The sequence below is a fragment of the Burkholderia sp. RF2-non_BP3 genome (genome assembly GCF_001522185.1).
Lineage (GTDB): Bacteria > Pseudomonadota > Gammaproteobacteria > Burkholderiales > Burkholderiaceae > Burkholderia > Burkholderia diffusa.
Map to the genome: position 1 here is coordinate 1 of NZ_LOSU01000052.1, position 26,696 is coordinate 26,696.

Genomic DNA, 26,696 nt, shown 5'->3' on the forward strand with positions numbered 1-26,696 from the left:
TGGCGTCCCCTAGGGGATTCGAACCCCTGTACTCACCGTGAAAGGGTGATGTCCTAGGCCTCTAGACGAAGGGGACAACGTACTGCTTACATCTTTAATACAAAAGCCCGCTCAAAAACGTCTTGAACGGGCTTCGTTCTGGCGGAGCGGACGGGACTCGAACCCGCGACCCCCGGCGTGACAGGCCGGTATTCTAACCGACTGAACTACCGCTCCAACTTTCTGCACCGTTACCTGCAGGACGTCGGTTACGTTCCTGCAAGCCTCGCGACACTTCTACTACGAAACGCCGCTGAATCTGGCGTCCCCTAGGGGATTCGAACCCCTGTACTCACCGTGAAAGGGTGATGTCCTAGGCCTCTAGACGAAGGGGACATAATCTTTTCAGATCTGTCTGACTTTCGCCATTCATTCATCATCAACAGCGAAGGCCGAAATTCTAACTGCTTTAAATCATTTTGTGAAGCATTTATTACTACCACCACTGCTTCGCAAATCAATCAATTCTGCTCTGATGGTGGAGGTAAGCGGGATCGAACCGCTGACCTCTTGCATGCCATGCAAGCGCTCTCCCAGCTGAGCTATACCCCCTTGCAGAACAGAAATGAGATTATATGGACCGAATTTGAACTTGTAAATACCCTTTTTGCGATTCGAGCGAATTTTTTTGCGAAGCCGTCGTGGCGTCATGCACGGGCGGCTTCGCCCCGCCCGAACCTCAGGCCAGCGCACCCTCGATACGCGACACCACGACATCGCGACCGAACAGCACGAGCACCGCATCGATCGACGGCGTATGCGTCGTGCCCGCCACCAGCAGGCGCACCGGCATCGCAAGCTGCGGCATCTTCAGCTTGTGCGCGCCGAGCGTCGCCTTCAACGCGGCGGACACCGCTTCCTTCGTCCAGTCGGCCGCCTTCAGCGCGGCGACGAGATCGGCCAGCGCCGGGCGCACGGCGTCGGTCACATGCTGCGCGAGCGCGTCGGCGTCGGGCGCCGGCACGCGGTAGAACATCGCGGCGCCTTCGGCGATCTCCTTGACCGTCGTCGCGCGGTCCTTCATCAGGCCGACCACCGCGTCGAGCGCCGGGCCCGTCGCGATCGCCGCGTCGTCGATGCCGAGCGCGTCGAGGAACGGTTTCGCCAGCGCGGCGAGGCGCGCGTTGTCCGCTTCCTTGATGTAATGGGCGTTCAGCCAGCTCAGCTTGCTGTGGTCGTATTGCGCGGGCGACTTGCCGAGATGCTCGAGGTCGAACCATTCGACGAACTGCTCGCGCGAGAAGATTTCGGCGTCGCCGTGCGACCAGCCGAGACGCGCGAGGTAGTTGACGACGGCCTCCGGCAGGAAGCCCGCGTCGCGGTACGCCATCACGCTCATCGCGCCATGCCGCTTGCTCATCTTCTCGCCCTGCTCGTTCAGCACGGTCGGCAGGTGCGCGTAGACGGGCGGCTCGCCGCCGAGCGCGCGCAGGATGTTGATCTGGCGCGGCGTGTTGTTCACGTGGTCGTCGCCACGGATCACGTGCGTGATGTTCATGTCCATGTCGTCCACGACCACGCAGAAGTTGTAGATCGGCGTGCCGTCCGGACGCGCGATCACGAGGTCGTCGAGTTCCTCGTTCGAGATCTCGACGCGCCCCTTCACTGCGTCGTCCCACACGACCGTGCCGGTCAGCGGGTTGCGGAACCGCAGCACGGGCTTCACTCCGGCCGGCGGCTCGGGCAGGACCTTGCCCGGCTCCGGACGCCACGTGCCGTCATAGCGCGGCTTGAGGCCGGCCTCGCGCTGGCGTTCGCGCAACGCGTCGAGTTCCTCGGCCGACATGTAGCACGGGTACGCAAGCCCCTGCTCGAGCATCTGCGCGAGCACCGCGCGATAGCGGTCCATCCGCTGCATCTGGTAGATCGGGCCTTCGTCGAAATCCAGGCCGAGCCATTGCATCCCTTCGAGGATCGCGTCGACGGCTTCCTGCGACGAGCGCTCGACGTCGGTATCCTCGATACGCAGCACGAACGTGCCTTTCATCTTGCGCGCGAACGCCCACGGATAGAGCGCGGAGCGGATGTTGCCGAGGTGGATGAAGCCGGTGGGACTCGGCGCGAAGCGGGTACGGACAGGACGGGTCATAAACGGTAACTCGAACGCCTGGGGCGCATGAATGATTCGACGCGGGATCGACGGCGACAGCCCGGACAGCAATGGGGCCGGCCGCGCCCGGAACGGGAAAGAAGCCGGAATTATACTCGCGCCGGTCTTCGCGCCAAGCGCGCCGCTTGCTTTATGATGTGCGCGCCGCGGCCGCCAGCCGGCGCCGCGCCGGCCGCCCGGTTTCCGCCGCACGGCCGCTCGGAACCTATCGCCGCCGCGGGCCGTCCGGCCCGCCGCCAAGCCGCCGGAGAACCACTCGATGTCGTCCCCTCGCCTGTCGCGCCGCCACTTCACGATCGCATGCGCATCCGCCAGCCTCGCCGCCTGCACGTCGTTCGGCGACAAGTCCCGCCCCGACAACGCCGCGAATCCCGCGCAATCGCGCGAGAAGCCCGTGAAGATCGGCATCGCGCTCGGCGGCGGCGCCGCCCGCGGCTTCTCGCACATCGGCGTGCTGAAGGCGCTGGAGGCACGCGGCATCCCGGTCGAGATCGTCGCCGGCACGAGCGCGGGCTCGGTGGTCGGAGCACTGTACGCGGCGGGGATGAGCGGGCTGCAGATCAACAAGATCGCGCTCGACATGGATCAGGCGGCGATCAGCGACTGGGCGCTGCCGTTCCGCTCGCGCGGGCTGCTGCAGGGCATCGCGTTGCAGAACTTCCTGAACAAGACGCTCAACAACCGGCCGATCGAAAAGATGGCGAAGCCGCTCGGCGTCGTCGCGACCGACCTGCAGAACGGCCAGCCGATCCTGTTCCAGCAGGGCAATACGGGGCTTGCGGTGCGCGCGTCGTGCAGCGTGCCGTCGGTGTTCGAGCCCGTGAAGATCGGCAACCGCGAATACGTCGACGGCGGCCTCGTGAGCCCGGTGCCCGCGTCGTTCGCGCGCAAGATGGGCGCGAACTTCGTGATCGCGGTCGACATCTCGTCGCGACCGGACGGCGCGGCGACCACCAACCCGATCGAGATGCTGCTGCAGACTTTCACGATCATGGGTCAGACGATCAAGACCTACGAGCTCGACAAATACGCGGACGTCGTGATCCGCCCGAACCTCGCGGCGATGGGCGGCAGCGACTTCAACCAGCGCAACGCGGCCATCCTCGCCGGCGAGGAAGCGGTCGCGCGCATCATGCCCGAGTTGCAACGCAAGCTTGCCGCGGCCCGTGGGGCAGTAGCGGCATAAGCGGACGCACGCGGGGCGCGGCGCCGACGATGGCACCGCCTCCCCGCCACTTTCGCGCGCCCCAAAGCAAAAAACCCTGCCGCCTTTCGGTGACAGGGTTTTTGATCCGGCCGATCGCCGGCGAGCGTCAGTTGCTGCCGTTCGCCGCGTCGTCGCCGAGCGTCGCGCGCACGCGCTGGCGCAGGTCGTCGGCCTTCATCGGGAAGGCCGATTCGATCCGGCGCGCACCGGTGAAACGCTTTTCCCAGTAGCCGCTGTCGAGATCGTCGACGCGGACCGTGCTGCCCGTCGACGGCGAATGCACGAACTTGTTGTCGCCGATGTAGATGCCGACGTGCGAGAACGTACGGCGCATCGTGTTGAAGAACACGAGGTCGCCCGGCTTCAGGTTGCTCATGCTGACCTTCTCGCCGACGCGGCTCATCTCTTCCGCGCGACGCGGCAGCGACATGCCGAGCGTGTCCTGGAACACGTAGCGCACGAAACCGCTGCAGTCGAGGCCGGAATCCGGCGAGTTGCCGCCCCAGCGGTAACGCACGCCGATCATGTTCAGCGCGCCGACGACCACGTCGCCTGCCTTGCCGGCCATGCCGGCGAGGAACGACTTCGCGCCGCCGCTCGACGGCTGGGCGCTGGTCTGCTGGAGGGAGGAATTCGCCCCGATTTGAGTCGAATTCGTGACATTCTGGTTAAAACTGCTGACTTCGTCGGCGAACGCGCCGGGAGCTGCTGCGAACAGGGCGCCGATGAACAGCCCGGCGAGGGTGCGCGCGCATGCCTGGGTCAGGGATCGATGCTGCATTGGTCGATGGAATGTGCTTAAAAATCAGCTGATTGGCGGAAAATTTCGGTCGATACTAGCCAGCGCGTAATCGTTTGTCAAAACAAATTAAAAAATACAATCGAGATAGTCAGACCATTGGACGCTTATCACGCTTTCCAGACCGCTTTCAACAGCTTTTGTGTGTAAGGATGTGACGGTTTCGTGAAGATATCGGCCACGTCGCCGGACTCGACGATCGCCCCGCCCTGCATCACCGCGACCCGGTGCGCCATCGCGCCGATCACCTCCAGATCGTGGCTGATGAATACATAGCCGAGGTTGTATTTCTGTTGCAAATTCGCGAGCAGTTTCAGCACCTGCTGCTGGATCGACACGTCGAGCGCCGAAGTCGGCTCGTCGAGGATGAGGATGCGCGGCTCCAGCACGAGCGCGCGCGCGATCGCGATCCGCTGGCGCTGCCCGCCCGAGAATTCGTGCGGATAGCGATGCAGCACCGTGCGGTCGAGGCCGACTTCGCGCAGCACGGCCAGCGACTTCGCGCGACGCGCGTCCGGCGTCAGTTCCGGGCGATGCAGTTCGAGCCCCTCGCCGACGATCCGCTCGATCGTGTGACGCGGCGACAGCGAGCTGAATGGATCTTGAAAGACGACCTGCATGTTCGAGCGCAGCGCGGTCTGTTCGCGGCCGCGGTACGTCGACAGCGCGCGCCCCTGGAATTCGATCTCGCCGTGCACCGTCCGTTGCAGCCCGAGCAGCGCCATCGCGAGCGTCGACTTCCCGGAACCGGATTCGCCGACGATCCCGAGCGTCTCGCCCTGCCGCACCGACACGGACACATCCGCGACCGCCGTCACGGGCATCGTGCCGAACCAGCCCGCGAAGCCCGGTCGCTTGCGCGCGAACTGCACGCTGACGTGACGCGCATCGAGCACGACGGGCGCGATCGGCAGCACCGGCGCGACCGTGCGCTGGGGCCGGCTGTTCAGCAGCCGCCGGGTATACGGATGCTCCGGCTCCGCGAAGATCCGCTCGACCGGCCCGCTTTCGACCAGCTTGCCGCGCTCCATCACCGCGACCCGCTCGGCGAAGTGCCGCACGAGGTTCAGGTCATGCGTGATCAGCAGGATCGCCATCCCGCGCTTTTCCGCCTCCTCGCGCTGCAGCTCGAGCAGCAGATCGACGATCTGCGCGCGGATCGTCACGTCGAGCGCGGTGGTCGGCTCGTCCGCGAGCAAGAGGCGCGGCCGGCACGCGAGCGCCATCGCGATCATCGCGCGCTGCCGCTGGCCGCCCGACAGCTGATGCGGGTAACTGTCGACCCGCTTCTCCGGCTCCGCGATGCCGGTGCGCGCGAGCAGCGCGATCGCGCGCTTGCGCGCCTCCCCCGCCGTCACGCCGTCGTGCAGCACGATCGTCTCGCCGATCTGCGCGCCGATCGTGTACAGCGGGTTGAGCGCCGTCATCGGCTCCTGGAAGATCATCGCGATGTCCGAGCCGCGCAGCCCGCGCATCTCGCGCTCGCTCTTGCCGGCGAGGTCGTGCCCGGCGAAGCGGATCGTGCCGCTCACGTCGGCGTCGCGCAGCAGCCGCAGGATCGACAGCGCGGTCACGCTCTTGCCCGACCCCGACTCGCCGACGAGCGCGACGCGCTCGCCGCGGCCGATCGCGAGCGTCACGTCGTCGACGGCCACCGTGTCGCCGAAGCGCACGTGCAGATGCTCGAGCGACAGCAGCGGTTCGCCCGCGTTCGATACGACCGTGTCGCTCATCGCTGGCCTCCCGCCGCGCGCACCGAGTCGGCGATCCGCGTATCGAGCGCGTTGCGCAGCGCGTCGCCCATGAAGGTCAGCAACAGCAGCGTCGCGACCAGCACGCCGAACGTCGACAGCGAGATCCACCACGCGTCGAGATTGCCCTTGCCCTGCGCGAGCAGCTCGCCGAGGCTCGGCGTCGGCGGCGGCACGCCGAGCCCGAGGAAGTCGAGGCTCGTGAGCGCGAGGATCGCACCGCTCATCCGGAACGGCAGAAACGTGATCACGGGCGTCATGCTGTTCGGCAGCACGTGGCGCCAGATGATCTGCCAGTTCGTGAGGCCCATCGCCCGGGCCGCGCGCACGTAGTCCTGCGTGCGGTTGCGCAGGAATTCGGCGCGCACGTAGTCGGCCAGGCCGATCCAGCCGAACAGCGACAGCAGCACGATCAGCAGCAGGAAGCTCGGCTCGAAGATCGACGCGAAGATGATCAGCAGGTACAGCTCGGGCAGCGAACTCCAGATCTCGATCAGCCGTTGCCCGACGATGTCGATACGCCCGCCGAAGAAGCCCTGCACCGCGCCCGCGGCGATCCCGAGCAGCGTGCCGATCGCGGTCAGGATCAGCCCGAACTCGACCGACACGCGGAACCCGTACACGAGCCGCGCGAGCAGGTCGCGCCCCTGCGCGTCGGTGCCGAGCCAGTTCGCGCGCGACGGCGGCGCCGGGTTCGGCACGGTCGAAAAGTAATTCAGCGTGTCGTAGTAATAGCGGTTCGGCGGGTAGACGACGAAGTTGCCCGGCGCCTCGAGCCGCTTGCGGACGTACGGATCGAGATAGTCGGCCGGCGTCGGGAAGTCGCCGCCGAAGGTCGTCTCCGGATACGCATGGAACATCGGGAAATAGGTCTGGCCGTCGTAGTGCACGACGAGCGGCTTGTCGTTCGACCATAGCGGCGCCGCGAGGCTCGCGGCGAACGCGACGACGAAGATGACGAAGCTCCAGTAGCCGAGACGCTGCTGGCGAAAGCGCTGCCAGACACGGCGCGCGGGCGACGGCGACACGCGCGCGCGCGCCGCGTCGATGCGGGACGACACGACGGCCCGGTTCATCGCGCACCTCGCCCGGCGAGCGCGGGCAGGCGGACGGGCGCGCCGGCGAGCGGCGTGCTGGCGGACGGTTTCATGTCAGCGCTCCAGATTGTCGAATTGAATGCGCGGGTCGACCCACACGTAGCAGAGGTCGGAGATCAGCTTGGTCGCGAGTCCGATCAGCGTGAACAGGTACAGCGTGCCGAGCACGACCGGGTAGTCGCGCCGCACGACCGACTCGTACGACAGCAGCCCGAGGCCGTCGAGCGAAAACAGCGTCTCGATCAGCAGGCTGCCCGTGAAGAACGCGCCGATGAACGCGGCCGGAAACCCGACGATCAGCGGCAGCATCGCGTTGCGGAACACGTGCTTCCACAACACGGTGCGCTCGGCGAGCCCTTTCGCGCGCGCGGTCAGCACGTACTGCTTGCGGATTTCGTCGAGGAACGCGTTCTTCGTGAGCATCGTGATGACCGCGAAACTGCCGACGACCGACGCGGTGATCGGCAGCGCGATGTGCCACAGATAGTCGAGCACCTTGCCGGCGAGCGACAGCTGGGCGAAGTTGTCCGACGTGAGCCCGCGCAGCGGGAACAACTGCCAGAACGAGCCGCCGCCGAACAGCACGAGCAGCAGCACGCCGAGCACGAAGCCCGGAATCGCGTAGCCGACCAGCACGACGAGGCTCGTCGCGACATCGAACGGCGAGCCGTTGCGCACGGCCTTCGCGATGCCGAGCGGCACGGAGATCAGATAGGTGACGAAGAACGTCCACAACCCGATGCTGATCGACACCGGCAGCTTCTGCACGATCAGCGACCACACGCTCTGGTGGCGGAAGTAGCTGTCGCCGAGATCGAAGCGCGCGAAGCGCTTCAGCATCAGCCAGTAACGCTCGAGCGGCGGCTTGTCGAAGCCGTACAGCGCCTTGAGCTGCGCGAGCTGCTGCGCGTCGACGCCGGTATGCGCACGCATCCCGAACGGCGCCGCGCCCTGCTCCGTCGCGCCCTTGCGCAGTTCCTGCACGGCCTGTTCGACCGGGCCGCCCGGCACGAACTGGATCACCGCGAACGTGAGCGTGAGCACGCCGACGAGCGTCGGGATCATCAGCAGCAGGCGTTTGAGGATGTAGCTCCACATAGGGCGTCGACTCGCGATCGATAGGCTGGGTTGAACGAAGGGCCGGCAGGCTTCAGTGATCGGGCTTGGCCCACCAGGTCGACACGACCCAGCCCTCGGCCGAATAGTACAGCGGCAACGTCTGCGGATAGCCGAGCGTGCGCTTGTATGCGATCCGATGCGTGGTGCTGTACCACTGCGGGACCGCGTAATAGCCGTGCATCAGCACGCGATCGAGCGCATGCGTCGCGTCGAGCAGGTCCTCGCGCGTCTGCGCGGCGCCGAGCGCATGCAGCAGCGTGTCGACGGCCGGCGACTTCAATCCGATGATGTTGTCGGAGCCCGGCTCGTCGGCGAACTTGCTGGCGTAGCGCGAGAACTGCTCGGCGCCCGGCACCTGCACGCCCGGCAGACGGACCGTCGTCATGTCGTAGTCGAATGCGTCGAGCCGCTTCTGCAGCAGCGCGTAATCGGCCGTGCGAAAGCGCGCGTCGATGCCGAGCTTCGCGAGGTTGCGCTGATAGGCGGTCACGACGCCTTCCATCGCCGCGCCCGAATCGTCGAGGATCTCGAACGTGAACGGCTCGCCCTGCGCGTTGCGCAACGCGCCGTCGCGGTAGGTCCAGCCGGCCTGCGCGAGCAGCGCGCGCGCCTTCAGCAGATTCGCGCGCAGCGAACCTGGCGGGTTCGTGTTCGGCTGCGTGACCATCGGCCCGAACACGGCCGGGTCGAGCTGCGCGCGCAACGGCTCCAGCAGTTTCAGCTCGCCCGGGCCCGGCATGCCGGTCGCCTGCAGGTCGGTATCGGCGAAATAGCTGTCAAGGCGCGTGTACGCGCTATAGAACAGCTGGCGGTTCAGCCATTCGAAGTCGAACGCGAGATCGAGCGCCTGGCGCACGCGCACATCGCGAAACTGCGGCCGGCGCAGGTTCATGAAGAAACCCTGCATGCCCGCGCCGTTGTGCTGGCGAAATTCGCGCTTGACGAGCTCGCCGCTGTCGAAGCGCTTGCCGACGTCGCGTCGCGTCCAGTTGCGCGCGATGTATTCGACCAGCACGTCGTACTCGCCGGCCTTGAACGCCTCGAGACGCGCGACGCCGTCGCCGTACAGCTTGTAGACGATCCGCTCGAAGTTGTCGGTGCCGATCCGCACCGGCAGATCGGTGCCCCAGTACGCGGGATTGCGCCGGTACGTAATCGTGCGGCCGTTGTCGTAGCGCTCGATCAGGTACGGACCGCTGCCGATCGGCTGCTCGAACGCGAGCTGGTCGAACGGAATCCGCGAACCGTCCGCGCGCAGCCCCCACTTGCGCGAGAACACCGGCACGCCGCCGGCGATCAGCGGCAGCTCGCGGTTCGCGCTGCGGAATTCGAAGCGCACCGTCGCAGGATCGATCACCACGGCCTTCGCGATTTCGGCGAAATACGCGCCGAACTGCGGCGCGGCCAGCTTGCTCTTCAGCGTGTCGAACGAGAACCTGACGTCCTCGGCCGTGACCGGATCGCCGTTCGAGAAGCGCGCGCGCGGGTTCAGATGGAACGTGACCGAGCGGCGGTCCGGCGCGATCGCGATGTCGTCGGCGAGCAGCCCGTAGGCGGAGGACGGTTCGTCCATGCTGCCGGTCGCAAGACTCTCGAACAGCAAGTCGATGCCCGGCGCAGGGTTGCCGCGCATGGTGAACGGATTGAACTTGTCGAACGATGTCAGCCGGTTCGGGTTCGCGAGCACGAGCGTGCCGCCCTTCGGCGCGTCCGGGTTCACGTAGTCGAAATGCTTGAAGCCCGGCGGATATTTCGGCTCGCCGTACTGCGCGATCGCATGGGCCGCGTGCGCGGCCGTCGCGGCGAGTACCGCCTGTATTGCCCATGCTGCCGCCGTGCGGCCGGCGGCACGTACTGCACGCGCGGCGCCGAAGCGGGTGCGCGCGGCGGCGGCCCGGGGCGAACCCTTCGTCATAGAGGCCCTGTCGGTCGATTGAGGGATGGAACGTGGGTCGATTCTACCCATTCAATTCGACGTCGAGCCAGCCTGCGGCTTTTGGTGCGTGGTGCCGGCGCATCGCGAGCGCCGCGCGCGGCCCGTGCAGGCAAAAGAAAACCGCCACGCGGGCGGTCTTCGTCTCATGCGCGCACGCTGCACGCGCGCGTCGCATGTCGATCAACGCCAGCCGTTGTGGCGGCCGTTATCCCAATGGCCGTGACCGCGATCGCCGCCCCAGCCGCGGCCATGATGGCGATACCACTCGTCGCGGCCCCAGTAGCGGCGGCCGTCCCAGTAACGATCGCCGTGCCAGCCGATCACGATCGCCGGTGCCGGCGCGTAGATGGGCGCCGGTGCATACACGGGCGCCGGCTGGTAGACGACCGGCGGCGGCGGCGGCGCATACACGGGCGCGGGCGCGACGTAGACCGGAGCCGGCACGCCGACGTTGATCCCGACATTGACTCCCGCCATTGCTGCGCCCGACACGAGCAAGGCCGTCATACCGGTCATGAGCGAGGCAACACGCAAAGTCTTCATGGATTCCTCTTCGAGTTGTTTCATGTGTGATTCGACTATAGCGACAAGCGTCGTCCCGGCATATTTCAAGTTTGTAAGAACTGATGCGCAGCATCGCAACGGGAAGCGCGCGCTAACGTCTTGTAACAATTGGCGCCCGGCCGTCGCGCCTCACTCCCCGGCCCGCCTTGTCGCATGGGCCGCGAGCCCGCTCCGCCCTTCCTAAAACATCTTTCATCCTGGCTCGCGCCCGGCGTTAAGCGGCGCCACGCACACTGCGCGAGCCGATGCGGGCTCGCGCCACGCGTCGGCGCCTCGCTGACAGGCCGGCGCCCCGCGCCGGCGGAGACCTCGCCGATGCTGAAACTCGTCCGACTCGCGCTCGCGCGCGCCTATACGTTCATCGTCCTTGCCCTGCTGATCCTGATCGCCGGGCCGCTCGCGGCACTGCGCACGCCGACCGACATTCTTCCCGACATCCGCGCGCGGTCAGTTCGCCAACGATCTCGTTCGCGGTCACCGCATCGTCTTCGACCGTCAGTACTCGCATGCCTGTCCTCGCAACGGATGTCACGACGCGCGCATCCGATGCACGCGCGACTATCGTAGACGCCCCGATCGCCATCCGGCGCTAGATGAAAATAGCTTCATCCGGCATCGGGCGAACGCGGGTGAAACATGTTTCATCCGTGCGTCGCCCGCCCGGCCCCGCGCGCCGCCTACGCTGACGTCATGCGGCATCGGGCCGCGAAAAATGAGAAAAGGCGGCACTTGCGTGCCGCCTTTTTTTGCACGTAGCGCATGGAGATCGTCCGCTGCGCCACGATGACGTTCAGCGCGACATCATGTTCATGCTGACGTTGTGCATCACCCACAGCGTGCCGACGATCAGGATCGCCGCGGTCAGCACGGTGTAGCTGAACGCCATCACGTTCCAGCGCTGGCCGGAGGAACCGTTCATGTGCAGGAAGTACACGAGGTGCACGACGATCTGCACGAATGCGAGCACGGCCAGCGCGATCAGCGATGCGTGCGGCGACAGCACGCCGCCCATCACGAGGCCGAACGACGCGGCGGTGAGCACGACCGACAGGATGAAGCCGGCGACATAGCCGCCGACGCTGCCGTGCCCTTCTTCGAGTTGAGACGAATGCGAATGAGCCATTTAGATCACGCTCGCGAGATAGACAAAGGAAAACACGCAGATCCACACGATGTCGAGGAAGTGCCAGAAGAGGCTCAGGCACGTCAGGCGCCGCAGGTCGCGATCGGTCAGGTCGCCGCCGCGCGATACGATCTGCCCGGCGAGCACGATCATCCACACCAGGCCGGCCGTCACGTGCAGCCCGTGCGTGCCGACCAGCGTGAAGAACGCCGACAGGAACGCGCTGCGCTGCGGGCCCGCGCCTTCCGCGATCAGGTGCGAGAACTCGCGCAGTTCCATCGCGAGGAACGCCGCGCCGAGCACAAACGTCACCGCGAGCCACGCGAGCAGCGCGCCGCGCCGCTGCTTGTACGCGGCCAGCATCGCGAAACCGTAGGTGATGCTCGACAGCAGCAGCGCGGCCGTTTCGACCGCGACGCCCGGAATGTCGAACAGGTCCTTCGCGGTCGGACCGCCCGCGTACTGGTTGCCGAGCACCGCGAACGTCGCGAACAGCGCCGCGAAGATCACGCAGTCGGTCATCAGGTACAGCCAGAAGCCGAACACCGAGTGCGACGGCGGATGGTCGTCGTGCTCGAGCAGGGTTGCGCTCAAGGTTTTCTGCAACATCAGTTGGCCTCCAGTTCCACGTCGTCGACATGCGTGGCCACGCGTGCCGCCGGTTGCTTCTCTTCGATCCTGCGCACCTTCGACGCCGGGATGTAGTAGCCGTCGTTGTCGCGCGAGCTGTAGACCACGAGCGTCGCGACGATGCCGACCAGGCCGCCGATGGCCATCCACCAGATGTGCCACACGAGCGCGAAGCCCAGCACCAGGCTGAAGATCGCGACCACGAGACCCGCACACGTATTCGACGGCATGTGGATATCGCGGATCGTCGCCGGGTTCGGCCGGCCGTCGCCGCGCGCCTTCATGTCGGCGTACGCGTCGAGCGTGCGCACTTGCGGGATCACCGCGAAGTTGTACTCGGCCGGCGGCGACGAGGTCGCCCATTCCAGCGTGCGACCACCCCACGGATCGCCCGTGGTGTCGCGGTATGCCGGCAGGTTCCGGTTGCGGATGCTGACGACCAGTTGCAGCAGCTGGCATGCGATGCCGATCGCGATCAGCACGGCGCCGAACGCGGCGACCAGCAGCCACGGATGCCACGCCGGGTTGTCGTAGTGGTTCAGACGGCGCGTCATGCCCATGAAGCCGAGCACGTAGAGCGGCACGAACGCGACGTAGAATCCGACCTGCCAGAACCAGAACGCGGCCTTGCCGAGCTTCTCGTTCAACTTGAAGCCGAACGCCTTCGGGAACCAGTAGTTGAAGCCCGCGAGATACCCGAACAGCACGCCGCCGATGATCACGTTGTGGAAGTGCGCGATCAGGAACAGGCTGTTGTGCAGCACGAAGTCCGCGCCCGGGATCGCCATCATCACGCCGGTCATGCCGCCGAGCGTGAACGTGACCATGAAGCCGATCGTCCACAGCACGGGCGTCGTGAATTCGATCCGGCCGCGGTACATCGTAAACAGCCAGTTGAACACCTTCACGCCGGTCGGGATCGCGATGATCATCGTCATGATCCCGAAGAACGCGTTGACGTTCGCACCGGAACCCATCGTGAAGAAGTGATGCAGCCACACGAGGAACGACAGCACCATGATCGCGCAGGTCGCGTACACCATCGTCTTGTAGCCGAACAGCGGCTTCTTCGAGAATGTCGCGATGACTTCCGAGAAGATGCCGAACGCCGGCAGGATCAGGATGTACACCTCCGGATGGCCCCACGCCCAGATCAGGTTCAGATACAGCATCGCGTTGCCGCCGGCTTCGTTCGTGAAGAAGTGCATGCCGAGGTAACGGTCGAGGCCGAGCAGCGCGAGCGTCGCGGTCAGGATCGGGAACGACGCCATGATCAGCACGTTCGTGCAGAGGGCCGTCCACGTGAACACCGGCATCTTCATCAGCGTCATGCCGGGCGCGCGCATCTTGATGATCGTCACGAAGAAGTTCACGCCGGTCAGCAGCGTGCCGACACCCGAGATCTGCAGCGCCCACAGGTAGTAGTCGACCCCTACCCCGGGACTGAACTGCAGCTCCGACAGCGGCGGATACGCGAGCCAGCCCGTCTGCGCGAACTCGCCGATCACGAGCGACACGTTGATCAGGATCGCGCTGACCGCGGTCATCCAGAACGACAGCGAGTTGATGAACGGAAACGCGACGTCGCGCGCGCCGATCTGCAGCGGCACGACGAGGTTCATCAGGCCGACCATGAACACCATCGCCATGAAGAAGATCATGATCACGCCGTGCGCCGTGAAGATCTGGTCATAGTGGTGCGGCGGCAGGTAGCCGGGCGCGTTGTACGCGAGCGCGAGCTGCATGCGCATCATGATCGCGTCGGCGAAGCCGCGCAGCAGCATGATCAGCGCGACGATGATGTACATCACGCCGAGTTTCTTGTGGTCGACCGTCGTCAGCCATTCCGTCCACAGCCACTTCCAGCGGCCGGTGATCGTCAGCGCGGCGAGGATGCCCAGCACGACCAGCCCCATGAAGGCGCCGGCCCCCATGATGATGGGCTGATCGAACGGGATCGCCGATAGTGTGAGTTTGCCGAACATGCGTTACCCCTTCGTGCCGCAGGCGGCGTCCTTCAGGTCGAGGACGTGGCCATCGTTGTATTTCGCGATGATGTTGTGGAAGAGCCGCGGATCGACCGACGAGAAGTAGCGCACGGGCGCCTTCTCGCTGGGCTGCGCGACGGTGCCGTACACGGTCGCGTCGAGCCGGTCGGGCGACGCCTTCACCTTCTGCACCCAGGCGTCGAACTGCTCGCGCGGCTCGGCGAGCGTGCGGAACTTCATGTCGGAGAAGCCGCGGCCGCTGAAGTTGGCGGACGTGCCCGCGTAGTCGCCGGCTTCGTCGGCGATCAGGTGCAGGCGCGTCTGCATGCCGGCCATCGCATACACCTGGCCGCCGAGCTGTGGAATGAAGAACGAGTTCATCACCGAATCGGATGTGATGCGGAAGTTCACCGGTGTGCCGACCGGAATCGCGAGCTGGTTCACCGACGCGATGCCGAGTTCCGGATAGATGAACAGCCACTTCCAGTCGAGCGCGACGACCTCGACGTCGATCGGCTTCACCGACGACTCGAGCGGCTTGTACGGATCGAGCTCGTGCGTGGTTTTCCACGTGAGCACGCCGAGAAACAGGATGATCAGCGTCGGCACCGTCCAGATCACGACTTCGATCGCGGTCGAGTGCGACCAGTTCGGCGCGTACGCGGCGTTGCGGTTCGATGCGCGATAACGCCACGCGAACCACAGCGTGAGCAGGATCACCGGCACGACGACGATCAGCATCGCCCATGTCGACGTTGCGATCAGCGCCTTTTCCGCGGCGCCGACGCTTCCTTTCGGATTTAGTACATCTAAATTACAGCCTGACAGGCTCAGCGCCGCGCCGATCGATATCAGCGCCGTCCAGCCTCTTGAAGCTTTTCTTTTCATCACACAGCCCGAGGGTCATTGAATCCGTTGCGTATGCCCGATGCGCATTCGATCCACGAAAGTGGCCGAATCATACGTCGCGCGGGTGCGACGAAAAACCGGCGGATGCGGCAAATCATCATTGCAAAATCTGCTGTGAGACAGATTGTCGCGGGGCAATTTCACGCAGCCGGAAGGCGAGCACGAGCCGGCCGGACGCCGCCCGCGCCCGACCGGATGAATGTGCGTGCAACGACCGCGTCGTCGTGCGATGCGGCCGTTGTACGCGACGTCACGCCATCAGCCGTGCGTCGCTGCCATGTACGCCTGCGCGGGCGCGCCGCCGTCTCCGGCCGGCAGCTTCGAATGGCTGGCGTCGTCGATCAGCCGCGCGACGGTCGGGTCGATCGCGTCGGTGAACGGCTTCGGATCGACGCCGACCATCAACACGATCAGCGCGAGCGACGCGAACATCACGATCTCGCGACGGCTGAGATCGGCGAGCTTCGCGATGCGCGCGCTCGCGACCTTGCCGAACACGACGCGCTTGACCATCCACAGCGTGTACGACGCGCTGAGGATCAGCGTGAGCGCCGCGATCGCGCCGATCCAGAAGTTGACGCGGATCGCGCCCATGATGACCATGAACTCGCCGACGAAGCCCGACGTGCCCGGCAAGCCGACGTTGGCCATCGCGAACAGCAGCGCGAACGTCGCGAAGCGCGGCATGACACCCGCCACGCCGCCGTACGCGGCGATCTCGCGCTGCTTCGTGCGATCGACCAGCACGCTCACGCACAGCAGCATCGCGCCCGCGACGAAGCCGTACGACACGAGCTGCACGATCGCGCCTTCGACGCCGATCTGGTTGAACAGGAACAGCCCGAGCGTGACGATCCCCATGTGCGCGACCGTCGAATATGCGAGCAGCTTGCCGAGATCGGTCTGCGCGAGCGCGATCAGGCTCGCGTAGACGATCGCGAACAGCGACAGCGCGATCACGGCCGGCGCGAAGAAGTGGCTCGCGTCCGGTGTGATCGGCAGCGCGAAGCGCAGGAAGCCGTAGCCGCCGAGCTTGAGCATCGCGAGCATCAGCGCCGCGCCCGTCGGGCCATCCGTATAGACATCGCGCAGCCACGTATGCACCGGCCACATCGGCACCTTGACCGCGAATGCCGCGAAGAAACCGAGGAACACCAGCAACTGCGGTGCGAAGCCGAGCTGCAGCGTGCGCCATGCGTTCATGTCGAACGTATGCGACTTCGCGTACAGGTACAGCATCGCCATCAACAGCAGCAGCGAACCCGCGAACGAGATGAAGAAGAACTTCACGGCCGCGTAGACGCGGTGCTCCCTGCCCCACGTGCCGATCAGCAGATACAGCGGAATCAGCGTCGCCTCGAAGAAGATGAAGAACAGCAGCCCGTCCTGCGCGACGAACACGCCGACCATCAGCCCCGACAGGATCAGGAACGACGCGTAGTACTGCGCGACGCGCACCGTCACCGACTCCCACGACGCGATCACGACGACGAGCGTCGTGAAAGCGGTCAGCACGACAAGCCACAGCGACGCGCCGTCGATGCCGACGCGCCAGCCGGCGTTGAACGCCGCCAGCCAGTTGCGGGTTTCGGCGAACTGCATCGCGGCCGAGTGCGAATCGAAGCCGGCGACGAGCGGCGCGACGGCGGCGAGCCCCGCGAACGCGCCGACGAGCGCGATCAGCCTCGTGCGCCGCAGATGACGGTCGGAACCGGCGCGCAGCAGGCACGCGCCGAACAGGATCGGAACCCAGATCGCCAGGCTCAGAAAGGGGAAATCATGCATGTCAACAGGCCTTGAGAAGGTCGCGCACTGCATGGGGAACAGGCGTGACGAAGGGAACGAAATCAAATCGACAGATAGATTTCGTGGATCGCCATTGTCGGCAAAACGTAAAGCGGAATCAGCGCAAAGGTTGACGCCGCTCAAGCGCAATCGGGTTAACCAGCATAAGGTGATTGATTATTTTTTGCATCGCAGCAAAGCTGCGTTTCACGATGCTCAGATACGTCGCTGATTTTTATGAGTAATTTTTTGTATTGCGACGCGGCGTCGGTCGCGTGAATCGGTGCGATGCCGCATTTTTGTCTGAAGACGATGCTTCGGAGCGCAAGGAGGTGAATGCGGGGAAGGATGAACGGGACCAATTCAATCCTTACATCGACGCTTTCATTTTTACTTCAATGACCGACGATCGCCGCGATCCGGAAACCGGAAATCGCGGCGCATTCCGTTCCGTTAGCGCTGATGGCTCAGCCGGTCCCACACGCGCATCGTCACCGCGCGATAGTGGTTGTGTTGCGCGGGGAAATGGACGAAACGGCTGTCTTGCGTCGCATAGACGGGCGACGACGCGAGCGACGTCGCATCGACGATGTAGCGCGCGTCGATCATGCCCGCCTCCAGCAGTTCGACATAAATCGCCTGCTGGTCGCCGCCGCTTGCATAGACCGACGACCGATCGTCGAAGCTCTCGATGCGCGCGCATATGCGCTCGACCAGTTCGCGCATCGGCGCGACATTGCGCACGCCGATCATGCACGAGTTGATCGCCCAGGCCGTGTGGTCGGTGCCGATCACGAAATCGCGGCCGTCGATCACGCTGTCGACCGTCTGCCGCTGGTCGATCGCGAGGATGTCGGCATCGACCCAGAACACGAACGCGTGATCCGGCAGATGTTCGCGAATCAGGTGCAGCTTCGCCCAGTTTGCATCGACGCCGGCCGGCAGAAACGCGGGCGGTTCGCGATACGCGTGGTACGCATAGCCGTGTCGCGTGCAATAGCGAATGAAGTTCGCTTCGTGAAGATCGCCGTAACCGGCGATGTGCGACGTGTGCAGACTCACGAACGCGATGTCTGCATGCGGGTTCAGGTGCCGCACCGGCTCGCGCGTTCGTTGCTGCGCGGCGCGCCAGTCGTCCATTGCGCGCGGATGCTCGCCTCGCTGAACGCGCGCCGCATCGTCGACGAGCGCGAGCACATAGCGAAAGTCGTAGTCGGGCGTCGGCGCCCATACGCCATCGATCTGCTGCCATTCCGGCGCGTGGTGCGCCACGAGCGGACGCGCGCCGACGACCTCGTCGATCGCAAGCCCATCGCCCCACACCGTCTGGGCCGACGCGAAATAGCCGGTCGCGAGCGGCTGATCGAACGGCAGCGGCGGGAAGTGCTCGGCAAGCAGCGTCGCCTCGCACGCATGGTGCCGCTCCGGCAGGCGCATCGCCCACTTGCCCAGCTCGACCACCAGCTTGCGCAAGCGCTCGCGCACGTCGGGCACGTTGCGAAAGATCATGCCGCTTGGGGCGGGCAGCGGCGATTTCGACGTCTGCGTCGTAACGATCGCGTCATAACCGTCGGCGACATCCGGCAGCGCATGCTGGCCGAACACCACCGAGAACGGATCGAGCACGAGCAGCAACGCGCCCCGCTCCATCGCGACGAGCTGCGCGATGATCGCGTGGAACTTGTGCAGCACCTGCTGGCGCTCGCCATATACGTGCGTACCGTCGACGATCGCGTGCCGGTAGCCGCGGCCCCGCGCGTAGCGTTCGTGATTGTCGACGAGCCCGTCGACGGGTCGATGCGAAAGGATGGTCAGTACGGAATGCATGCGTGCCGGAACTCCGGGTTGAGCCGCGCGAGGCGATACGCCTATTTAGCGCAAGAGCGCCGCTCAAGTCGAGCATTGATTGGCTGTCCGGACGAAGCGTGGCGCCGGGCGGCAGGCACGTAATCGGAGCGGGAAAAGAAAAAGCCCCGCAAGTCCGAGAACTTGCGGGGCTTTGTCACCGCTTTTGGCGGAGACGGAGGGATTCGAACCCTCGATCCAGGTTTTGGCCCAGATGCTCCCTTAGCAGGGGAGTGCCTTCGACCTCTCGGCCACGTCTCCCAAACTTTCGCTCGCACCAGGGAGGCAGTGCGACGAGAACGAAATAATATAGGGTTTCGAACCGTGCGTCAATTTCCGTGATGCATTTTCTTTAATGCATCACAAAAAATTCACGCTGCCTGGTCGAGTTCGAATGCCTTGTGCAGCGCGCGGACGGCCAGCTCCATGTATTTCTCGTCGATCAGCACCGAAATCTTGATTTCGGACGTCGAGATCATCTGGATGTTGATGCCCTCTTCCGACAGCGTGCGGAACATCTTGCTCGCAACGCCCACGTGCGAACGCATGCCGACGCCTACAACCGACACCTTCGACACCTTCGGGTCGCCCTGCACGCGCTCGGCGCTCACATGGCCCTGCACCTGGTTGGTGAGGATGTCCATTGCCTTCTGGTAGTCGCCGCGGCCGACCGTGAACGTGAAGTCCGTCTTCCCTTCCACGCTCTGGTTCTGGATGATCATGTCGACGTCGACGTTCGCGTCGGCGACCGGGCCGAGGATCTGATACGCGATGCCCGGCTTGTCGGGCACGCCCATCACCGCAATGCGGGCTTCGTCGCGCTGGAACGCGATGCCGGAAATGACTGCCTTTTCCATGGTCTCGTCTTCTTCAAAAGTAATCAGGGTGCCCGAGCGCATTTCTTCGTCGAGCGCAATCAGCGGATCGGTCAGGCTCGACAGCACGCGCGTCTTCACCTGGTATTTGCCGGCGAATTCGACCGAGCGGATCTGCAGGACCTTCGAGCCGAGGCTGGCCATTTCCAGCATTTCCTCGAACGTCACGCGATCGAGGCGACGCGCCTCTTCGACCACGCGCGGGTCGGTCGTGTAGACGCCGTCGACGTCGGTGTAGATCAGGCACTCTTCGGCATCCAGCGCGGCCGCGACCGCCACCGCCGACGTGTCCGAGCCGCCACGGCCCAGCGTCGTGATGTGGCCATCCGGATCGACGCCCTGGAAGCCCGTGATGATCACGACCTTGCCGGCGTTCAGATCGGCCTTCACGCGCTCGTCGTCGATCGAGTGGATACGCGCCTTCGTGAACGCGCTGTCGGTCTTGATCGGCACTTGCCAGCCGGCATAGCTCACGGCTTCGACGCCGATTTCCTGCAGCGCGATCGACAGCAGGCCGACGCTGACCTGCTCGCCGGTCGACGCGATCATGTCGAGCTCACGCGGGCTCGGCTGGCTCGAAATCTCTTTCGCGAGACCGAGCAGGCGGTTGGTTTCGCCGGACATCGCGGACGGCACGACCACCATCTGGTGCCCGGCCTGATGCCATTTTGCGACGCGTTTCGCGACGTTCTTGATGCGCTCGACCGAGCCCATCGAAGTGCCGCCGTATTTGTGTACGATGAGTGCCATTGTCGTTCTGAACTGAAGGAGAAGCCGCACGGGCGCGCAGGGCAGGCCGAGTTGCCGTTCGGTCACGCGGCTTGTGGCTGTGGACGGACGACGAGGGGGACGGCTGGGACGCAACACGCAAGCGTGACGGATTTTGCCCGGAAGGCCGATCAGGCCGCGCAAACCGGGTACGTCACGCGGAAAACCTGCACAAATCGCTCAAAAATCGAGCCGAGCAAACGACCGAGCGTACCCGATAGAGGCCCGCTTGACAAGCCGCCCGCCGGTTTGGCAAGCGTTCCGGCGCTGTTTACCAAATGGTGAAAACCGGCGCGCGATCGCGCGGCCGGAAGCGTGCCGCCGCTACGCGATCAGCAGGTCGGGACGCCACTCGATCCGGCGCCACCCGCCGTCGCCGGACAGCCCGTCGCCATGATTCACGCCGAGCCGCGGCACGTAGACGAGCCGGTCGCCCGCGAACAGCAGCGGCACGTCGCGCTGCCAGGCCGGCACGCCGCGCTCCTGGAACAGATTCTTCAGCGTGCGACCCGGGCCGCCAGGTGACGTACGCAGCCGCTCGCCGCCCGCGCGGGCGCGCGCGACAAGCGCGGCGCTTCGCAGCAGCGCCTCCGGCACCGCACCGTCGCTGCCGGCTTCGGCCGGCGCGAACACGAACGTGCCGCGCCATGCCGGTACGTGCCAGACTTCCTGGCCGTCCCACGCAAGTGAGGATTCGGGATGCGGCGTTCCGGTGCCGTCGTCGGCCGGCTCGGCGCTGTCGCCCGCCTCCCAGTACACGGTGTCGCGATAGAGCCGCAGACACTGCCCGGCGTGATCGACCCGCAGCGCATGCGCGTCGTGCGCGGCGCGCAGTTGCCGCATCATGTTCGCGAGCCGCCCTGCCGATGCGCCGGGCAAGCCGAGCCGGCGCATCCAGAAACGCAGCAGGTTCGCGCCGCGCGTGTCGTCGAACGCGACCAGCGCATCGCGCGACAGCGCGCGGCCGTCGTCACGCGCGGCGCCGGCGAAATCCAGTTCGGCGAGATCGTCGAGCAGCCGCTGCGCGGCGGCCGCATGCTGGGCCGCGCGGCCGAGCGCATCGCGAAAGCCCGGGAAATGCACGGCAAGCGACGGCAGCACGTCAAGGCGCAGCGCATTGCGCGCATAGCGCGTGTCGGCGTTCGATTCGTCGTCGATCCACGTCAGCCCGCGCTGCGCGGCGTAGCGCTCCAGTTGCGCGCGCAACAATCGCAGCAGCGGTCGCACGCGCTCGACGCTCGCACCGTCAGGGCGATAACGTGGCGCCATCGCGGCCAGGCCGGCGATCCCCGCACCGCGGAGCAGCTGCAGCAGCACGGTCTCCGCCTGGTCGTCGGCATGCTGCGCGACCCAGAGCGCGGCCACGCCATGACGTTCGCACATCACGTCGAGCGCCGCATAGCGGCGCTCGCGCGCGCTCGCCTCTATGCCGAGGCCGCTGTCGCGCGGCACGTCGACACGCTCAGATTCGAACACGACGCCGAGTCGCTCGGCCTCCTCCTGCGCATGCGCGACCCATGCGTCGGCGTTCGCGCTCAGGCCGTGATGCACGTGCAGCGCGACGCAGCGCGATGCGCCCGCCACGCGCACGGCCGCGTCGAGCAGCACGGTCGAGTCGAGGCCGCCGCTGTACGCGATCGCGATGCGCGCATCGGCCGGCAGATCGGCAAGCGCAACGCCGACCGCGTCGAGAACGACGCGGTCGGCGGAGAATTCGGTCGAGGGGATCACGAGACAGACACGCGCCGGACGGCGCGCGATGCGAACACGCCGGTCATGCGCCGGGCGTGGTTTCCTTGAACTTGCCGTAGGCCATCAGGCGCTCGAAGCGGCGCTCGCGCAGCGCATCGATGCTCATGCCCTGGAACTGACGCAGCGAATCGGCGAGCGCACGGCGCAGCAGCGCGGCCATGCCCTTCGGATCGCGGTGCGCGCCGCCGAGCGGCTCGTTGATGATCTTGTCGATCAGGCCGAGCGCCTTCAGGCGATGCGCGGTCAGGCCCAGCGCTTCCGCTGCCTCGGGCGCCTTCGCCGCGCTCTTCCACAGGATCGACGCGCAGCCTTCCGGCGAGATCACCGAATAGGTCGAGAACTGCAGCATCATCACGGTGTCGGCCACGGCGATCGCGAGCGCGCCGCCCGAACCGCCCTCGCCGATCACGGTCGTGATGATCGGCGTCTTCAGTTCGGCCATGACGTACAGGTTGCGGCCGATCGCCTCCGACTGGCCACGCTCTTCCGCGCCGATGCCCGGGTACGCGCCCGGCGTGTCGACGAACGTGAAGATCGGCAGCCCGAACTTCTCGGCGAGACGCATCAGGCGTTCGGCCTTGCGATAGCCTTCCGGACGCGGCATCCCGAAGTTGCGCGCCGCGCGTTCCTTCGTGTCGCGCCCCTTCTGATGGCCGATCACCATGCACGGATGGCCGCCGAAGCGCGCGAGACCGCCGACGATCGAAAGATCGTCCGCGAATGCGCGGTCGCCATGCAGTTCGTGAAAATCGGTAAACAGTTCCGCAACGTAATCGAGCGTGTACGGACGCTGCGGATGCCGCGCGATCTGCGAGACCTGCCACGGCGACAGATTCGCGTAGAGGTCCTTCGTCAGTTGCTGGCTCTTCTTCGACAGACGCTCGATTTCTTCCGAAATATCGACAGCCGAGTCGTCCTGCACGAATCGCAGCTCTTCGATCTTGGCCTCGAGTTCGGCGATCGGCTGTTCGAAATCCAGAAACGTGGTCTTCATGTGTTCGAATCCTTGGGTCTTGCGGCAGCGCGTATTCTACCCGCGCGGGCGATGTGCAAGACCGGTTCTCAACTATTGATGTTTAAAACCCGATAGCCGTCAATCGGCGTCGGCGTCCGGCGTGTCGAGGCTGCGCCACATGTACCAGGTCGCGACGGTACGCCACGGCTCCCAGTTGGCGGCCACTTCGCGCGCCTCGCTGCGCGTGACGGGCTCCCCGCTGAAGTAATTGACGCTGATCGCGCGGATCAGGCCCGGATCGTCGAGCGGCAGCACGTCCGGCCGCGACAGGTTGAAGATCAGGAACATCTCGGCCGTCCAGCGGCTGATGCCGCGGATCTGCGTGAGTTCGGCGATCACGTCCTCGTCGTCCATCGACGTCCATTTGTCGACGTGCAGCGCGCCGGACACGAAGTGTTGCGCGAGGTCGAGAATATATTCCGTCTTGCGCTTCGACAATCCGCACGCGATCAGCTTGTCCGCCCCGAGCCGGATGACCGGCTGCGGCGCGAGCTTCGGACACGCATCCTCGATGCGCGCCCACAGCGCCTGCGCGGACGGCACCGAAATCTGCTGGCCGACGACCGAACGCGCGAGCGTGACGAACGGGTCGCCGCGCTTCACGAGATGCGCGGGGCCGAACTTCGGGATCAGTTTCTTCAGGATGCGGTCGCGCTTGACGAGATCGGCGCACGCCTTGTCCCAGTATGCGGGGCGCACGACACCATCGGCGCCGTCGACTGCCGCATCGGCTGCACGCACCTTGCGGGCCGCGTCGGCGGCCGCCATCGCGACCTCCGGCTGCGCCGCGTCCGCGCCCTTCCCGCGTGCGGGCTTCGCATGACCGTTGAGCGCGCCGTTCGGCACGGCGCGCGTCGCGTCCGCCTTCGCCGCTGGCGCGCGCTTGGCCGCCGGACGCGCGGCGAGCGGAGTCGCGCGCCTGACCGGCGCTTTTCTGGCCGTTGCCATCTTGCCTCCTACCTGACGGATCGGTCAGTGGAACGCACCGCGCTCATACGCGACGCCATTCGGTCGATCCGCCCGGTTTGTCTTCAAGTGCGATGCCGGCGTCGAGCAGTTCCGCCCGAATCCGGTCCGCTTCGGCATAGTCCTTCGCTTGCTTCGCCGCGACACGCGCGGCGATCTTCGCTTCGATTTCGTCGGCTGCGAGCCCGCCTGCCTGCGCGGCACCCGTGCCCTGCTGCAGGAACGCGCGCGGTTCGCGGCCAAGCAGGCCCAGCAGGCCAGCCAGCTGTTTCAGTTGCCGCGCGAGCGATGCATCGCGCGTGCGGTTGACTTCGCCCGCCAGCTCGAACAGCGTCGCCACCGCGACCGGCGTGTTGATGTCGTCGTTCATCGCGGCCGCGAAACGCTGCGCATGCGGCTCGTTCCAGTCGAGCGCGAGCGCGTCGGGCTCGACATCCTTCAGCGCCGTATACAGGCGCGTGAGCGACGCGCGCGCATCGTCGAGATGCACGTCGCTGTAGTTGAGCGGCGACCGGTAATGCGTGCGCACGATGAAGAAGCGCATGACCTCGGCGTCGTAGCGCTCGAGCACTTCGCGGATCGTGAAGAAGTTGCCGAGCGATTTCGACATCTTCTCGTTGTCGACCTGCACGAAGCCGTTGTGCATCCAGTAATTGACGAACGTCCGGCCGGTCGCGCCTTCGCTCTGCGCGATCTCGTTCTCGTGGTGCGGGAATTGCAGGTCCTGGCCGCCGCCGTGGATGTCGAAATGCTCGCCGAGCAGCGTGCAGCCCATCGCGGAGCATTCGATGTGCCAACCCGGCCGGCCCATCCCGTACTTCGATGCCCACGATGCGCCTTCCGGGTCGTCCGACTTCGCGCGCTTCCACAGCACGAAATCGAGCGGATCTCCCTTCGCATCGTTCGCGGCGACGCGCTCGCCCGCGCGCAGATCGTCGAGCGACTTGCCCGACAGCTTCCCGTAGTTGGCGAACTTGCGCACCGAATAATTGACGTCGCCGTCGGTCGCCTGGTACGCGTAGCCGTTCGCCTCGAGCTGCTCGATCATCCCAAGCATCTGCGGAATGAACTGCGTCGCGCGCGGCTCGATGTCCGGCCGCTGGATGCCGAGCGCCGCCTCATCCTCGTGCATCGCGCCGATGAACCGGTCGGTCAACGACTTGATCGTCTCGCCGTTCTCGACCGCGCGGCGGATGATCTTGTCGTCGATGTCGGTGATGTTGCGCACGTACGTGACCCGATAGCCGATCGCACGCAGCCAGCGCTGGACGAGGTCGAACACGACCAGCATGCGCGCGTGGCCCACGTGACAATAGTCGTAGACGGTGATCCCGCATACGTACATCCGCACTTCGCCTGACTGGCGCGGCACGAAAACTTGCTTGTCACGCGCGAGCGTGTTGTAGATGCGCAGTGATTCCATAGAGATGAACCGTGAGCCGAAGGAAACCGCCCTGGCGAAGCTCGCCCAGCATGCGAAACGGACGGACCACCTGCCGCGGCACGACGCCGCGCGTCCTCGGTATCACATGGGGCGGTCAGGCTGCAAGCACAGCGGTGACGGCCACGAGAGGCAAAGAAAGACTGTCTGCGGCTCGCCGGAACGCGCAGACGTTTTGTTAGAATGGGTCGGAGTATAACATTCCGATTTACGCCTATGAAACCTCATCGCGGCCGCGCGCCGAGCGCTGCGACCCTCGTTGCGACCGCCGTCATGGGCGTCGCACTGACGCTTTTCGCGGCCCCCGCGGCATACGCGCAAAAGGCCCCGGCCACCGCCGACGGCACGCCCGAAATCGACGGGTCGATCGCCGGCAAGCAGTGGAAACAGGCGCTCGCGCAACTCGACGCGCGCATCGCGTCGAATCCGCACGACGTGCAGGCGCAGTTCAAGCGCGGCACCGTGCTCGCCCGCCTGAACCGCGACGACGACGCGATCCAGCAGTTCGTCGCGATCACGCAGGCCTACCCCGAACTGCCCGAACCGTACAACAACCTCGCGGCGCTCTACGCGAAGCACGGCCGCTACGACGAAGCGCGCAGCGCGCTTGTCACCGCGACGCAATCGAACCCGAGCTACTCGCTCGCGTACGAGAACCTCGGCGACCTTTATCTGCGCCTCGCGGCCGAATCGTACAAGCGCGCGCAATCGCTCGGCCGCACGAGCGGCGCGACCGCCCAGCGCCTCGCCGACCTGCAGAAGATCGTGTCGCCGCCGAAGGCGGCGGCGAACGCACGCGCCGTCACGCCTGCGACGCGCGCGTACACCGATCGCGCCGCCGCGAACGTGAGCACCACCACGCTGCCGATGTCGCCGACGTTCCAGTTCAACGGTCCGTCCGGCGCGCTGACAGCGCCGTACGTCGCGCCGTCGCAGTAAGCGGCGCAACCTTTCTTCCCTCCCAATCTGAGGATCGC

The 26,696-nt window shown here is 65.6% G+C and carries 21 protein-coding genes, 5 tRNA genes and 1 pseudogene; 3 read left to right on the top strand and 24 right to left on the bottom strand.

The window, feature by feature from the left end:
- The 5 genes from WS45_RS24920 to gltX all read right to left on the bottom strand — a co-directional run bounded on the left by WS45_RS24920 (position 1) and on the right by gltX (position 2,128).
- Positions 1–76 (bottom strand) — tRNA-Glu (locus tag WS45_RS24920).
- Between the two features lie 63 nt (positions 77–139).
- Positions 140–216, bottom strand: a tRNA-Asp gene (locus WS45_RS24925).
- A gap of 83 nt (positions 217–299) precedes the next feature.
- Positions 300–375 (bottom strand) — tRNA-Glu (locus tag WS45_RS24930).
- Positions 376–515: 140 nt separating this feature from the next.
- Positions 516–591: transfer RNA gene (locus tag WS45_RS24935), tRNA-Ala, on the bottom strand.
- A 127-nt stretch (positions 592–718) separates the two neighbouring features.
- Positions 719–2,128 carry a glutamate--tRNA ligase gene (gene gltX / locus WS45_RS24940; protein WP_059702199.1) on the bottom strand — a complete coding sequence of 470 codons (1,410 nt, stop codon included), beginning with the start codon at positions 2,126–2,128 and terminating at the stop codon, positions 719–721.
- Positions 2,129–2,408: 280 nt separating this feature from the next.
- Here gltX and WS45_RS24945 point away from each other — a divergent pair, with 280 nt between their 5' ends.
- The gene (locus tag WS45_RS24945; RefSeq protein WP_059535744.1) at positions 2,409–3,335 is read left to right on the top strand and encodes a patatin-like phospholipase family protein; all 927 of its coding nucleotides are present in this window, start codon (positions 2,409–2,411) and stop codon (positions 3,333–3,335) included.
- Between the two features lie 127 nt (positions 3,336–3,462).
- Here WS45_RS24945 and WS45_RS24950 read toward each other — a convergent pair whose 3' ends face one another.
- From WS45_RS24950 to WS45_RS25005, 12 genes and pseudogenes are all read right to left on the bottom strand, one after another.
- Complete coding sequence (locus WS45_RS24950) at positions 3,463–4,137, bottom strand: C40 family peptidase (RefSeq protein WP_059535746.1); 675 nt, start codon at positions 4,135–4,137, stop codon at positions 3,463–3,465.
- 128 nt (positions 4,138–4,265) lie between these two features.
- On the bottom strand, positions 4,266–5,888 hold the full coding sequence (locus tag WS45_RS24955) for an ABC transporter ATP-binding protein (protein ID WP_059702201.1): 1,623 nt from the start codon (positions 5,886–5,888) through the stop codon (positions 4,266–4,268).
- Positions 5,885–6,982, bottom strand: coding sequence for an ABC transporter permease (locus WS45_RS24960; RefSeq protein ID WP_059535750.1), 1,098 nt, complete (start codon positions 6,980–6,982; stop codon positions 5,885–5,887). Before WS45_RS24960 ends, WS45_RS24955 begins: the two co-directional genes overlap by 4 nt.
- Before the next feature lie 75 nt (positions 6,983–7,057).
- Entirely contained in the window at positions 7,058–8,101 is a 1,044-nt protein-coding gene (locus WS45_RS24965; protein ID WP_059535752.1) for a microcin C ABC transporter permease YejB, read from the bottom strand.
- Positions 8,102–8,153: 52 nt separating this feature from the next.
- Positions 8,154–10,037, bottom strand: a complete 1,884-nt coding sequence (locus WS45_RS24970; protein WP_059702203.1) for an extracellular solute-binding protein — start codon at positions 10,035–10,037, stop codon at positions 8,154–8,156.
- A 201-nt stretch (positions 10,038–10,238) separates the two neighbouring features.
- A complete protein-coding gene (locus WS45_RS24975; protein ID WP_059690965.1) occupies positions 10,239–10,601 on the bottom strand; it encodes a hypothetical protein in 363 nt (120 codons plus the stop codon).
- A gap of 457 nt (positions 10,602–11,058) precedes the next feature.
- A pseudogene (locus tag WS45_RS36435) lies at positions 11,059–11,130 on the bottom strand (DNA-binding response regulator); the annotation flags it as partial.
- Positions 11,131–11,412: 282 nt separating this feature from the next.
- Positions 11,413–11,745, bottom strand: a complete 333-nt coding sequence (gene cyoD / locus WS45_RS24980; protein ID WP_059535756.1) for a cytochrome o ubiquinol oxidase subunit IV — start codon at positions 11,743–11,745, stop codon at positions 11,413–11,415.
- Positions 11,746–12,354: a cytochrome o ubiquinol oxidase subunit III gene (gene cyoC, locus WS45_RS24985; RefSeq protein WP_059690920.1), complete on the bottom strand. Its 609-nt coding sequence runs from the start codon at positions 12,352–12,354 to the stop codon at positions 11,746–11,748.
- Complete coding sequence (cyoB, locus tag WS45_RS24990; RefSeq protein ID WP_059702205.1) at positions 12,354–14,360, bottom strand: cytochrome o ubiquinol oxidase subunit I; 2,007 nt, start codon at positions 14,358–14,360, stop codon at positions 12,354–12,356. Before cyoB ends, cyoC begins: the two co-directional genes overlap by 1 nt.
- Before the next feature lie 3 nt (positions 14,361–14,363).
- The gene (gene cyoA, locus WS45_RS24995; RefSeq protein WP_059450408.1) at positions 14,364–15,251 is read right to left on the bottom strand and encodes a ubiquinol oxidase subunit II; all 888 of its coding nucleotides are present in this window, start codon (positions 15,249–15,251) and stop codon (positions 14,364–14,366) included.
- Between the two features lie 279 nt (positions 15,252–15,530).
- A complete protein-coding gene (locus WS45_RS25005; protein ID WP_059702207.1) occupies positions 15,531–17,057 on the bottom strand; it encodes an NADH-quinone oxidoreductase subunit M in 1,527 nt (508 codons plus the stop codon).
- On the opposite strand from WS45_RS25005, the gene WS45_RS35240 reads away from it, so the two are divergent.
- Positions 17,056–17,289, top strand: a complete 234-nt coding sequence (locus tag WS45_RS35240) for a hypothetical protein (RefSeq protein ID WP_156437267.1) — start codon at positions 17,056–17,058, stop codon at positions 17,287–17,289. The two genes, WS45_RS25005 and WS45_RS35240, sit on opposite strands and share 2 nt — an antisense overlap.
- A gap of 221 nt (positions 17,290–17,510) precedes the next feature.
- Here the strand turns inward: WS45_RS35240 and WS45_RS25010 are convergent, their stop codons facing one another.
- From WS45_RS25010 to cysS, 7 genes are all read right to left on the bottom strand, one after another.
- Positions 17,511–18,884 carry a hypothetical protein gene (locus WS45_RS25010; RefSeq protein WP_059702208.1) on the bottom strand — a complete coding sequence of 458 codons (1,374 nt, stop codon included), beginning with the start codon at positions 18,882–18,884 and terminating at the stop codon, positions 17,511–17,513.
- 185 nt (positions 18,885–19,069) lie between these two features.
- A tRNA-Ser gene (locus WS45_RS25015) sits at positions 19,070–19,163 on the bottom strand.
- Positions 19,164–19,273: 110 nt separating this feature from the next.
- The gene (locus tag WS45_RS25020) at positions 19,274–20,527 is read right to left on the bottom strand and encodes an aspartate kinase (RefSeq protein WP_040144529.1); all 1,254 of its coding nucleotides are present in this window, start codon (positions 20,525–20,527) and stop codon (positions 19,274–19,276) included.
- A gap of 342 nt (positions 20,528–20,869) precedes the next feature.
- On the bottom strand, positions 20,870–22,276 hold the full coding sequence (gene tilS, locus WS45_RS25025) for a tRNA lysidine(34) synthetase TilS (RefSeq protein WP_059702210.1): 1,407 nt from the start codon (positions 22,274–22,276) through the stop codon (positions 20,870–20,872).
- A gap of 43 nt (positions 22,277–22,319) precedes the next feature.
- Positions 22,320–23,291 carry an acetyl-CoA carboxylase carboxyltransferase subunit alpha gene (locus WS45_RS25030; RefSeq protein WP_006478433.1) on the bottom strand — a complete coding sequence of 324 codons (972 nt, stop codon included), beginning with the start codon at positions 23,289–23,291 and terminating at the stop codon, positions 22,320–22,322.
- A 99-nt stretch (positions 23,292–23,390) separates the two neighbouring features.
- Positions 23,391–24,260 carry a DNA-3-methyladenine glycosylase family protein gene (locus WS45_RS25035; protein WP_059702212.1) on the bottom strand — a complete coding sequence of 290 codons (870 nt, stop codon included), beginning with the start codon at positions 24,258–24,260 and terminating at the stop codon, positions 23,391–23,393.
- A 43-nt stretch (positions 24,261–24,303) separates the two neighbouring features.
- Complete coding sequence (gene cysS / locus WS45_RS25040) at positions 24,304–25,701, bottom strand: cysteine--tRNA ligase (RefSeq protein WP_059702214.1); 1,398 nt, start codon at positions 25,699–25,701, stop codon at positions 24,304–24,306.
- Positions 25,702–25,935: 234 nt separating this feature from the next.
- Between cysS and WS45_RS25045 the strand changes: the two genes are divergently transcribed.
- Positions 25,936–26,658: a tetratricopeptide repeat protein gene (locus tag WS45_RS25045; protein WP_059535775.1), complete on the top strand. Its 723-nt coding sequence runs from the start codon at positions 25,936–25,938 to the stop codon at positions 26,656–26,658.
- Positions 26,659–26,696 lie beyond the last annotated feature (38 nt).